We start from the raw sequence: 12489 nt of genomic DNA, 5'->3' as shown, positions 1-12489 counted from the left end.
AATCACTACTTCAGTTTCTTAATATCCTTGTCCTTGATTTTCACTTTCATTTCATCAAATCCCTCGCCATATACACCGATGACGGCACTCTGGCTGACGAAGGCATTCGGGTCGATGATTTTCACAATACGGAAGATGGTGACGCTCTCGTTCTTTTTTGCCAGGATACAGAGCACTTTCATCTCATCACCCGTGTACCAGCCGTGACCATCAAGAATCGTCACACCATGATTCATCTGCATACCGATGGCGTTGGCTATCTCCTGATATTTCTTGCTGAATATCATGAATTGCACACTCTCTCGCTTGGCATTCATCACATAGTCGAGTACCAGATTCTCTATCACCATCGTACAGAGACCGAATACTACCTTTCTTACTGCATCAATCGTAGTGAATTCCGGTTTAGCATTGAAGACGAAGAAGGAACTGCCCACGATGACGAGGTCCACGAAGATGAGCACCCGTCCCAGCGAGATATTATGGTATTTATTCACGATGGCGGCGATGATATCCGTTCCTCCCGTACTTCCATTGTGCAGGAAGACGATGGCGAGCGACAAGCCTGTAAACAGACAGCCGATGATGAGCGACATGAAGTCCTGTCCCTCTCCCAGCACCTGTACCATCTTGCCGTCTTCACCTATCATCAAGTCTTGTGCCAGAGCCAGGAATAGGGAGAGCATGATGATGGCATAGACGGTCTTCACCATGAACTTGAATCCCAGAATCTTCAGCGCAGCCAGCAGCAAGGCGGCATTGATGAGAAAATAAGACAAATAGATAGGTATCCCCGTGCCGTAGTAAATCACGGCTGCGATACCCGTTACGCCACCTGTTACTATCTGGTATGGAAGCAGAAAGATGGTCCATCCAAATGTGTAAAGCAACAGACCCAATGTAATGTAGAAATAGTCCTTTATTTCGTTCTTAATTCTCTGACTGATTGCTATTTGCATAATATTTTCCTCGTATTTTAAAAGTAGTTAAGGAGTTAAAGGAAGTTAAGAGTTAAGACAACAGCTTTTGTTTTCGTATATCTTCTATTGACAGGATATACAATTGTCTTAACTCCTTTTACTCCTTAACTCCTTAACTTCCTGTTATCAGTAAATTACTTTTTCAACACAACGTTGACGATCTTCTTTGGTACGATGATCACTTTCAACACGTTGAATCCTTCCAAGTACTTCTGGCTCTTCTCGTCTGCCAATACCTGCTTCTGGATTTCCTCGTTAGGAGTATCCACAGGGAAAGTCATCTGGAAGCGAGCTTTACCGTTGAAGGAAATGGTGAGCTGCATATCGTTCTCCTTCAGATACTGCTCATCATACTTAGGCCATGCTGCATCGCAGACGCTGCCCTGCTCGCCAAGTGCTGCCCACAACTCTTCTGCGATGTGTGGAGCGAATGGAGCGATGAGGATCACGAGGTCTGTGAGCAGTTCTTTGTTGCGGCACTTCTGCTGACCGAGCTCGTTCACGGCAATCATGAAGGCTGAGATAGAAGTATTGTAAGAGAACTTCTCAATATCCTCGCTTACCTTCTTGATGAGCTTGTGAACGCTCTTCAGACTCTCTGGCTTCGCAGCCTCGTCGGCTGATGGAAGGAAGTTGTCGGTGCGGTTCTCATAGAACAAGCCCCAGAACTTCTTCAGGAAGCGGTGGCAACCGTCGATACCGTTGGTATCCCAAGGCTTGCTTGCCTCTACAGGACCCAGGAACATTTCGTAGAGACGCAGGGTATCAGCACCATACTTCTCGACAATCATATCTGGATTTACCACGTTGAACATACTCTTAGACATCTTCTCGATGGCCCATCCGCAGATGTACTTGCCATCCTCCAGGATGAATTCAGCGTTCTGATACTCAGGGCGCCAAGCCTTGAATGCCTCTATATCCAAAACATCGTTGCTTACGATGTTTACATCTACGTGGATAGGAGTTACGTCGTAATCCTTCTTCAGGTTCAAGCTTACGAATACAGGAGCCTTGTCGTGGTCATCGCTGTTGATGCGGTAAACGAAGTTAGAGCGACCCTGAATCATACCCTGGTTCACCAGCTTCTGGAATGGCTCTTCCTTGCAGCTTACGCCGAGGTCGAAGAGGAACTTGTTCCAGAAACGGGAGTAAATCAGGTGACCGGTAGCATGCTCGCAACCACCTACGTAGAGGTCCACGTTCTGCCAGTACTCATCAGCTTCCTTGCTTACGAGTGCCTCGTCGTTGTGAGGATCCATGTAGCGCAGGTAGTAAGCAGAAGAACCTGCGAAACCTGGCATGGTGTTGAGCTCCAGTGGGAATACGGTCTTGTTGTCTACGAGGCTCTTGTCAACCACCTCTTTTTTCTCAGTATCCCAAGCCCACTTCTTAGCTCTGCCCAATGGTGGCTCGCCAGTCTCTGTAGGCTTGTAGGTCTCAATCTCAGGCAATTCGAGTGGCAGGCACTCCTCTGGAACCATCTGTGGCATTCCGTCCTTGTAATATACAGGGAATGGCTCACCCCAGTAGCGCTGACGAGAGAAGATGGCGTCGCGGAGACGATAGTTTACCTTTACTCTACCGATGCCCTTCTCGGTAACAAACTTCTTGGTAGCTGCGATAGCCTCCTTCACGGTGAGTCCGTTCAGAGAGAAACCGTCCATGCTGCTCTTGCCTGCTACAGGTGAGTTGGTTACGATACCTTCCTTGGCATCGAAGCTCTCCTCTGAAACATCAGCACCCTCGATAAGAGGAATGATAGGCAGGTTGAAGTGCTTGGCGAAGGCGTAGTCACGGCTATCGTGAGCAGGCACAGCCATGATGGCACCTGTACCATATCCTGCCAATACATATTCTGAAATCCATATTGGAATTGCCTCACCGGTGAATGGATTGATGGCGTAGCTTCCTGAGAATACACCGGTTACGCTGTGGTTAGCCATACGGTCCAACTCGGTACGCTTCTTCACGTAGTCGAGATATTTCTCCACATCTTCCTTCTGCTCGGCAGTAGTTACCTGCTGCACATACTCGCTCTCTGGAGCCAGAACCATGAAGGTTACACCAAACATAGTATCGGCACGGGTGGTGAAGATGGTGAACTTCACGTCGCTGTCCTTTACAGAGAATACTACCTCTGTACCCTCAGAACGGCCAATCCAGTTCTTCTGGGTTTCCTTGATGCTGTCGCTCCACTGGATGGTCTCCAATCCGTCGAGCAGACGCTGAGAGTAAGCAGAAGTTCTCAGACACCACTGCTGCATCTTCTTCTGGATGACAGGATAACCGCCACGCTCACTTACGCCGTTTACTACCTCGTCGTTGGCAAGCACAGTACCCAGGCCTGGGCACCAGTTTACCATCGTTTCACCGAGGTAAGCGATGCGGTAGTTCATCAGGATCTGCTGCTTCTTCACGTCGTCGTAGCTGTTCCATTCCTCGGCTGTGAAGTCAATCTGCTCGTTCTGAGCCACGTTCAGGTCAGCAGAACCCTTCTCCTCGAAGCGCTTGATGAGCTTTTCGATAGGCTGAGCCTTCTGGCAGCTGTTGCAGAAGAATGAGTTGAACATCTTCTGGAAAGCCCACTGAGTCCAATGGTAATACTTAGGGTCGCAGGTGCGGACCTCGCGATCCCAATCGAAGCAGAAGCCAATCTTGTCGAGCTGCTCGCGGTAGCGGTTGATGTTGGCCACGGTAGTAACCTCTGGGTGCTGACCTGTCTGGATAGCATACTGCTCAGCAGGCAAACCGTAAGCATCGTAACCCATAGGGTTCAGTACGTTGAATCCGTTCAAACGCTTGTAGCGTGCATAGATATCGCTAGCGATATAACCAAGTGGGTGACCTACGTGCAGACCAGCTCCTGATGGATAAGGGAACATGTTGAGCACATAGAATTTCTTCTTGTTTTCATCCTCAGTCACCTTGTAGGTCTTGTTCTCGACCCATTTCTGGTGCCATTTCTTCTCGATTTCTCTGAAGTTGTATTCCATTGTTTTATCTAATAATTATGTTTCTTTTCTTAAATATAATAAGGTAAAACCCCATTCAAGGTGCAAAATTACATTTATTTTAGCATATTACAAAATAAATCGTCATTTATTTTTAGAAAAGGAATGCGAGTAGAGTTTTTTTTGTATCTTTGCAAAGTCTATCAGTATCTTTGCTGCCTGATGGGGCAATACGGTAGGTAGATGAGAGAATGTGGTGAATAATAACTAACTGATAATAATATGAAATCTATTAACTTGATTATCTTGTTTTTGATGGCTGTATTGCCTAATTATGCTTACGGCAATCAGCTGCAACAGCAAAACAACCAAGACAAGAAAAAGAAAGAGCATAAAGTAGAAGTCTATGGTGACGTGAAAGATTCGTTTACCCAAACCTATCTGAAGGCCTTTGTCACGGTGATGGACAAGGACAGCAACGTGATAGATACCATGACTACGAGTGGATGGGAAAAACACCTCTTTTATCATACTCAAGTCCCAGCACGTCCCGCTACTTATATCGTCAAGGCAGAGTGTGAAGGCTATGAGACGAACTGTATCAATCATACCATCAAATACATAGCACGCAATAAAAATTTCTTATTCCCTTCGCTTTTGCTCAAGAAGAAAATCAGTAGGGATGTTGCCCTCGATGGCGTGGTGGTGACTGGCACCAAGGTGAAGCTGGCTTACCGTGGCGACACGCTCGTCTTTAACGCCAGCGCATTCAATGTGCCTGAGGGTTCCATGCTCGATGCGCTTGTAAGACAGATGCCGGGAGCCGAAATGAAGAGTAATGGCGATATTTACGTAAACGGAAAAAAGATAGATTATCTGCTCCTCAACGGAAAAGACTTCTTCAAGGGGAAAAATCAGGTGATGCTCGACAATCTTCCTTACTATACCGTAAAGGAACTGAAGGTGTATGACCGTTCTTCTGAAAAAAGCCGACTCATGGGGAAGGAGATGGAGAAGAAAGACTATGTGATGGATGTGGCCCTGAAGCGTGAGTACTCCCGTGGATACATCGCCAACATGGAGGCGGCGGGGGGAAGCGAAGACCGCTATCTGGCTCGTCTCTTCGGTCTCTACTACACTGACAATTCTCGAATCTCGGTATTCGGCAATATGAATAACAAGAACGAAACACGAAGACCGGGAAGTCAGGGCGACTGGTCGCCTTCCAACAGTCCACAGGGACAGAAGACTACCCGCCAAGTGGGCGTTGACTTTAATACGACATCGAAGAGTCAGGAGATAAGAGAGCAGGGAAACGTTACGTTTGCTTGGGACAATACGCATGACTTGACCCACAGCTCGCAGGAGAATTTTGCCTCTACTGGCAATATCTTCGGTAGAAGTATCAGTGATTCGCGCAGCGACAACCATAGTTTCAACCTCTACAATAACTTCCAGGTGAGTGGAAAGTTGGGAGTATGGTTGGATACCCGTATCGACTACTCCGACAGAAAGTCATCTTCGTCAAACCTCAGTGCTACCTATTCTGCCAATCCTGAAAGATGGGGCGATATCAGGCAGACCATCGATTCTACCTTTGCACAGAATGTAAGTGGCAGCCTGCACGACATCATCACCAACCGGTCGCTCTATCAATCACGCTCTAAAGTGCATGCATTCACAGGTAGTCAGACAGCTCTGGTATGGTATAAGTTGCCTTGGGGTGATAGAATAGAACTGGATTTGAATGGAAGCTATGCCAGCTCTAAGCCAAACGAGTCTTTCAGCCTGAACCGCAATGAGTATTTCAAGACTGGCGAGAAGGACTTGCGTAACTATTACAACGACAGCAGACAGAACAGCTATGATATGAATGCCAGCTTGAAGTATGGAATAGAATTTCCATATTCAAAATGGACAATGTTTATAGGACCCAAATTTGCGCAGACCTATCAATCGGTGAAGGGCTTGAAATACCGCCTGGATGAGCTTGGCGGCGACTGGATAGCCAATCCGGAACTGATGTTCGCCACGCTGCCTTCTAACATGGAGCAGCTTTCGGGGGTGATAGACGAGGATGTGAGTAGAAGCTATCAGACGATGAAAAAGAATACGGGTGGTGAACTTGTATTCCGAAGAAATGATAGATTTTCATACCTGTTTCTATCGCTGAGCATTTCTGAAGAAAAAGAGCGTCTCAATTACCATACTTCGGCTCTCGACACGATAGCCCGGAGAAACCGTGTGGTGTTCATGCCATCGTTCATGTATGATTGTAGTGACGATAAGAAGTCTATCCGCTTATATTATTATATGCAGAGCCTGACGCCTGATTTCTTCAGCATCATGCCATACAGAGACAATTCGAATCCTCTGGCGGTGAGGGTGAACAATCCGGACCTGGAGAATTCGCTGTATCATCATTACGATGTAAACATCCGTTTCAACGGACTCAAGAATCAGCAGTATATAGGATTCTTCGCTACGGGTAATTTCTATCACAATCTTGTGGGTACCCGTACTACTTATAATTCGCAGACGGGTGGCTACACCTATATGAGTGATAATATTGGTGGTGGCGGCAACTGGGATTTCTGGACAACGACATCTTATGGTGTGGCTCTTGACAAGGCAAGATTGTTCCGTCTGGATTATCGTCTGTGGTTTAACGGTTTACGCCGCAAGGATTTTGATATTGCTTACGATGATAATTCTACTCAGCTCTGCTATGTGCTCAGAACTGAGTTGGGTAACAGTTTGTACTTCAAGTATCAGAAAGACAAGTTGAGCATCAACTTGGGTGGAAAGGTGGAGTGGAAGCATGGTACGAGCGACCGCAGCAATTTCGAGAAATTGAATGCCTATGATTTTGAGTATGGTGGCAACATGACTTACACCTTGCCTCTGGGCATTTCGCTCTCTACCGACCTGAAGGAATATTGCAGGCGTGGTTACAGCGAGAAGTCGTTTAACACCAGTGATCTGGTATGGAATGCCTCGCTAGCCCGTTCGTTCTGCAAAGGCAAGCTGACGCTGAAGGCAGAGGCTTTTGATATTCTTCAGAATCTCTCGAGCACCGTGTATGAGGTGGGCGGACAGGGCAAGACAGAGAAATGGAACAATACGCTGCCAAGCTATGCGATGGTGCATTTGATGTATAAATTCAGCAAGGCGCCGAAGAGTAAGAAATAATTGTGGGGGTATGAGGCTTGTGGGGGCTTTGGATGTATGATACAAATACACTTTTAAGGACGACTTTTTGTGGTTTTATACACTTTTAAGGACGACTTTTTGTGGTTTTATACACTTTTAAGGACGACTTTTTGTGATTTTATACATTTTTAAGGACGACTTTTTGTGTTCTTTGAAATAAAAAATGTATCTTTGCATTCAGAAACATCAAATAGTCAGATAGTTATGAAGAGAAATGCCATCAAATACCTATATCAATGGAAAGCAAGCAACGACCGAAAGCCGTTGATCATGCTTGGAGCCCGCCAAGTTGGCAAAACCTGGTTGATGCAGGAATTTGCCAAAGAGGCCTATCCCCGTAGTGCGTATGTAAACTTCGAAGACAATGAAATGCTCCGGGAAGTTTTTGCTCATGACTTTGATATCCCCCGTATTATTAATAGCATACAATGGAGTACAGGCGTTTCTATAGACGAAGATACGCTTATCATTCTTGATGAGATACAAGAAGCGCCCAGGGGTATCACTGCATTAAAGTATTTTGCAGAAAAAGCACCTCAATATCATGTCGTAGCTGCAGGTTCGTTGCTCGGAATAGCAATGCATCAGAAAGACTCTTTTCCTGTAGGTAAAGTAGATTTCATGCATTTATATCCTCTTACATTCTTTGAGTTCCTGGATGCAATCGGTGAAAGCCGTATGGTGGAACTGCTCATGTCAAAGGATTGGAATATGATAACCATGTTCCGGAATAAATTTGAGGAATGCCTGCGTCAGTATTATCTGGTAGGGGGAATGCCGGCTGTTGTCCAGTCTTTTGCCAGTGAGGGGAATCTGTCTAAAGTCAGAAGCATTCAAAATGGAATCCTTGAAGCGTATGAGCGTGATTTTTCTAAACATGCCCCGGCTATAGAAGTTCCACGTATCCGAATGGTATGGAAATCCATTCCATCCCAACTCGCCAAGGAAAACAAGAAATTCATCTATGGTGCCGTGAAGGAAGGAGCCAGAGCAAAGGATTTTGAGCTCGCCATCGAATGGCTGAAAGATGCAGGGCTGATCTATAAGGTAAACCGCTGTAAGAAAGCCTTGCTACCATTGGCAGCATACGAGGATTTCTCTGCTTTCAAGTTATTCCTGTCTGATATCGGACTGATGGGAGCCATGAGTAATATTCCTGCCCAAAGCTTGCTGGAAGGAAATGTGCTGTTTTCTGATTTCAAGGGGGCGCTGACAGAACAGTATGTCCTGCAGCAGTTGAAGGAGAAATCTTCCTTGTCTATCTATTATTGGTCGGCAGAAAATTCACGTGGTGAAATAGATTTTCTGGTGCAGGATGAGGAAAGAATCATTCCGATAGAAGTAAAGGCTCAGGAGAATTTACAGGCTAAGAGTCTGAGGGTGTTTGTGGAGCGCAATCAGGGATTGAAAGGTATGCGCCTATCCATGTCACCTTACAGGGAGCAGGATTGGCTTGTCAATTATCCATTATATTCCGTATCTGCAATATTCGGATAAAAAACAAAGTTCACAAGTTTGTGGACCACAAACTTGTGAACTTTTAATATTATTTTGTAAATCAGGCATTTAAATGTGTTTTTCTTGCTGCCATCAACCTGTATCAATAGGGGGCTAGCCGAAGAAACTGTAGCCCCAGATGGCCTGCATCATCCTGGCACAGAGCGAGGAGAAATTCTGATAGAGCTTAGGCGACCACTTCGTCATCCCATACAGCTCCTTCTTCTCCAGAAACATCTCCTCGTTCCATTCGGTGTAATCATATTCATTGAAGTAGCGGGAATAATCGCTCAGATTATCTCCCGTAAAGCGGAGACGGGGATCGATGTTGCCAAACCAGTCGTCACTCATCATCTGATGGGCAAAGGTGGCGAAGGTACTCTCATGCTTGATCAGGTTGAGATGCTTCAGCACGCTCCATACGCAGAACCAGTGGTTTTTCCTGGAAACCAGATTCACCATCTTGGAGATGGATTTCTTCAATTCCTCCAGATTCACCGAACGGCCATTCACCGTAAGATAGAACACCTCATTATGGAGGTCTTGCTCGAATTCCTCCGGAAATTCTATGGCACGGATATGCTCCGTGATGAGCTGGTATTTCGCCACAGCATCCACGAGCATCATGAATTCATCATTCGAGAAATTCACTTTTATCAGCGAAGCACCCAACTGGCTCACGTCATCTGCACTATTGAGAAACAGCAGGAGCAGATTCTGGGGCACCAGATGCTTCAACTCCCTTCTGGCCTGGAGCCATTGGTTCACGTTGAGCGGTTTTCCATCGTTGTCATACTGCAGATTGGAGAAATACAGTTCCAGCTTTTCGCTGCTTTCCTTTTCCGAGATGTATTTCTGCACAGCCCATTCCGTTAATCGTGCCGCTTCCTCGGGTGGCATTTCTGAACTGGTAACGTGGCAAACTCTGCGGAAATGCAGCACCAGATAGCTGGCGAGGCAATAGAGACGGATGAGATACCACAGACGTTCCTCGTATCTCACCCCCGGAAACTTCGTAATTTTATGATTTTTCTGAATCAGCTTCTCCGTATTCAGGATATCTCCCACCATTATCTGTATCGATTCCCTGCTCATGCCATCCATCAGCAGCAGGTCCTGCAACTTAGGCAGGAGCGTACTGATTTCTGAGGAGAACATTGGGGAAGAGTGTCCTTCTACTTTCTTGCCAGCCTTGACCTGGGCAAGGACTTTTTTCATGAATTTGGTAAACTGGGTGGAGATGATGAGTTCGAAGGAGGTAAAATACGTTTCGTTCTGCTCCTTGCGATGATGGGAAACATCGGTATGCTGCAAGGCGAGGTCCTGATCTGCCAGATAGCAGAGTCGGGAAGCCTTGGTACATAGGGAGTGGATGTCGAAGGTCATCTCCTGAGAGCTGTAATCTTCCCATCCGTCCATCAACACCTTGAGCATCATTGCAAAATTGTCGAGTTGACGATCGAAAACCTCGTAGCTGAATGCGGGGACTTGTTTATCTTGTTGAGTCTGAAGCATATTTCTTGTTTTATAGTGAATAATTTGCGAAACGAAGTTCCGTTATCAGTCTGCAAATTTACGTTTTTCTATCATTATCACCAAATGTTTTCCCATAAAACTGAAGAACTCTGCCCGATTTTCCCACGCCTTTTCCCACAACCCCTCTGATTTTTTCCCAAATGGAGCGGGAAGGGCGTGCGACAGACGGGAAAACTTGGAAAACGCCTTTCCTATTGATTATCTTTGCACCCGGAGTTGAGAAGACTGGATGGAAGTTTCAGGCTGCGGGTGGATAGAAAGCTATTTTCAAAAACACTCTTCACTCTTCACAAATGTATTATAAATAGCTAATATACAGTTGTTTAGATGCGTGAAGAGTGGTAGCCTACTCTTCACCACTCTTCACCACTCTTCACCCCATCTTTTTTGAGGGCGAATCACATCATTATTAATAATTTTTAAAGCCATGAATTATGGAAGAAAAAAGAAATTTTAAGTCATCTATGATGACAGGTAATCAGCTGGCAATCTACCAGGTAGAGAGCTTTCTGGAGGAGTCTTATCTCTTCCGGAGAAATGTTTTGAACGGAAAGACCGAGTTCTTCTGCATCAAACCAGTAAAGGAACTGGAAGAAGAGGAACCGGAAAATTCCGAGGTGAAGGAGAAATCCGAAATAAAGGAGATTTCCGAGAAGAAGGAGTTGGAGAAAAAAGAAGTGACTCTGAAGGAGGAGAACCCTGAGGAGAAGAACTGGAAGATTCTTACAGCCGAGGCTTTCAACTCCATCGTACGCCGCGCCAAGAAATTGGGAATCGGCGAGCAAAAGTCGCCAAGACAGGACATCGAGGAGTACATCAAGTCGGATGCTGTTCCCGTTTTCGACCCTATCCGGGAATACATGAACAAGTTGCCGAAATGGGATGGCAAGAACCATGTGGCTGCTCTTTTCGGCAGAATTCCGGGATTGACCAGCGAACAGCTTGCCTGGTGCGCCACCTGGTTCCGTTCGGCAGTAGCCCATTGGCTGCAGATGGATATGCTGCACGGTAATGAAACCGTACCGGTGATTATCGGACAGCAGGGTTGCGGAAAAAGTACCTTTGCCGTCCGACTGCTGCCCGAGGAACTTCGACAGTATTTCCTCGACCACATCAACTTCGGCAACAAGTTTGATTCAGAAATGGCTCTCACCCACAATCTCATAGTGAATGTTGATGAGCTTGCCAACATCACCGTTGCCCAGCAGGGCAAGTTGAAGCAGACCCTCTCGAAGGTAAAGGTGAATGGTCGTCCTATCTTCGGCAAGAGTCAGGCTGACCGCAGAAGATACGCCTCATTTCTGGCAACCACCAATGATGAGCATCCGCTCTGCGACCCGACGGGAAGTCGGCGCTACCTCTGTCTTCGGGTTCCCGACGGGGAGTTTATTGACAATAATTCAGCCATCAATTATGACCAGCTCTATGCACAAATGATGTATGAGCTTCGTGATAAGCAGACCCCCTATTGGTTCACCAATGATGAGGTGGCACGCATTCAGGAGTGCAACCTGCCTTTCTTCAAGGTAGATGATCTGGAGACCATGATCAACTACTGTTTTCGAATGCCGGAAGAGGAAGAAGAGGGCAAATGGATGGTAAGCTCCGAGGTATTCAAGGTGCTTCATCTGCAGTATCCTATGCTGGTAGGAAATTTGAGTACGAAGATTAAAATAGGTCAGGCTCTCAAGTTTATGGGATGCAAGAGCAAGCATACCAGAAACGGACAGGCCTATCAGCTCCTCGCTCTCTCGGCTTGAGAATGAACTGTGAGGAGCCTTATTCCTACAGAAGGGTAAGCGGCTCCGCTGTGAAGAGTGGTGAAGAGTTGTGAAGAGTGGATGACCACTCTTCACCTCTCACAACCCCAGTGTTTATCGGGATTTCAGGCGAGTCTGTGAAGAGTGAAGAGTAAAATCGAGAGTAAGGTTTTTCACGGGAAAAACCACGTTTCCAGCAGTCGGAGAGCATATTCCGAATGGTTGTGGTAGACCTCCCGAAATTTTTCTCCCGACGTATTACTTTGCGCCCGTCAATGGCAAAAAATTGCCCTAGTAGAGGGCAATATTGTGCCATAGTCAGGCAAAAAGTGGAATGAGGCTCTTTTCAACTCGTCAGGACTATCATGACGACTTCCGGGAGGCTTTCCGGCACCTCGTAAGTACCCTTCCATACCTATTTATATAATAGATTATACAATCAATAGTTCGTTAATAATTCAATAATGTGCTAAGCAGCTATACGCTGTAAGCACGAGAGATCTTTGAAAATCTTGCTAATTAAAGTTCGGTTCGGGGTGTACCCACTTG

6 protein-coding genes are annotated in these 12489 nt (G+C 46.2%); 3 read left to right on the top strand and 3 right to left on the bottom strand.

Annotation, left to right across the window (positions count from 1 at the left end):
- Positions 1 to 5: 5 nt before the first annotated feature.
- Positions 6 to 959 (bottom strand): YitT family protein, encoded by a 954-nt coding sequence (locus tag ACTQ53_RS12500; RefSeq protein WP_294969036.1) that lies wholly within the window; start codon positions 957 to 959, stop codon positions 6 to 8.
- 155 nt (positions 960 to 1114) lie between these two features.
- Positions 1115 to 3976, bottom strand: coding sequence for a leucine--tRNA ligase (gene leuS / locus ACTQ53_RS12495; RefSeq protein WP_441933262.1), 2862 nt, complete (start codon positions 3974 to 3976; stop codon positions 1115 to 1117).
- 240 nt (positions 3977 to 4216) lie between these two features.
- Here leuS and ACTQ53_RS12490 point away from each other — a divergent pair, with 240 nt between their 5' ends.
- Positions 4217 to 7126, top strand: coding sequence for an outer membrane beta-barrel protein (locus ACTQ53_RS12490; protein ID WP_441933260.1), 2910 nt, complete (start codon positions 4217 to 4219; stop codon positions 7124 to 7126).
- 225 nt (positions 7127 to 7351) lie between these two features.
- On the top strand, positions 7352 to 8644 hold the full coding sequence (locus ACTQ53_RS12485; protein ID WP_441933258.1) for an ATP-binding protein: 1293 nt from the start codon (positions 7352 to 7354) through the stop codon (positions 8642 to 8644).
- 114 nt (positions 8645 to 8758) lie between these two features.
- Here the strand turns inward: ACTQ53_RS12485 and ACTQ53_RS12480 are convergent, their stop codons facing one another.
- Positions 8759 to 10159, bottom strand: coding sequence for a hypothetical protein (locus ACTQ53_RS12480; RefSeq protein ID WP_441933256.1), 1401 nt, complete (start codon positions 10157 to 10159; stop codon positions 8759 to 8761).
- Positions 10160 to 10614: 455 nt separating this feature from the next.
- On the opposite strand from ACTQ53_RS12480, the gene ACTQ53_RS12475 reads away from it, so the two are divergent.
- Positions 10615 to 11940, top strand: a complete 1326-nt coding sequence (locus ACTQ53_RS12475) for a VapE domain-containing protein (protein WP_441933254.1) — start codon at positions 10615 to 10617, stop codon at positions 11938 to 11940.
- Positions 11941 to 12489 lie beyond the last annotated feature (549 nt).

It is taken from the genome of Prevotella sp. Sow4_E9_plate (assembly GCF_052116205.1).
GTDB lineage: Bacteria > Bacteroidota > Bacteroidia > Bacteroidales > Bacteroidaceae > Prevotella.
The sequence above is the reverse complement of the archived record's forward strand: the minus strand, read 5'-3'. Positions and strand labels throughout refer to the sequence as shown.

Excerpts from the sequence above, each read along its gene's own strand:
- leuS (WP_441933262.1), bottom strand. The coding sequence starts at position 3,976 with ATGGAATACAACTTCAGAGAAATCGAGAAGAAATGGCACCAGAAATGG.
- ACTQ53_RS12475 (WP_441933254.1), top strand. The coding sequence starts at position 10,615 with ATGGAAGAAAAAAGAAATTTTAAGTCATCTATGATGACAGGTAATCAG.
- ACTQ53_RS12485 (WP_441933258.1), top strand. The coding sequence starts at position 7,352 with ATGAAGAGAAATGCCATCAAATACCTATATCAATGGAAAGCAAGCAAC.
- ACTQ53_RS12500 (WP_294969036.1), bottom strand. The coding sequence starts at position 959 with ATGCAAATAGCAATCAGTCAGAGAATTAAGAACGAAATAAAGGACTAT.
- ACTQ53_RS12480 (WP_441933256.1), bottom strand. The coding sequence starts at position 10,159 with ATGCTTCAGACTCAACAAGATAAACAAGTCCCCGCATTCAGCTACGAG.
- ACTQ53_RS12490 (WP_441933260.1), top strand. The coding sequence starts at position 4,217 with ATGAAATCTATTAACTTGATTATCTTGTTTTTGATGGCTGTATTGCCT.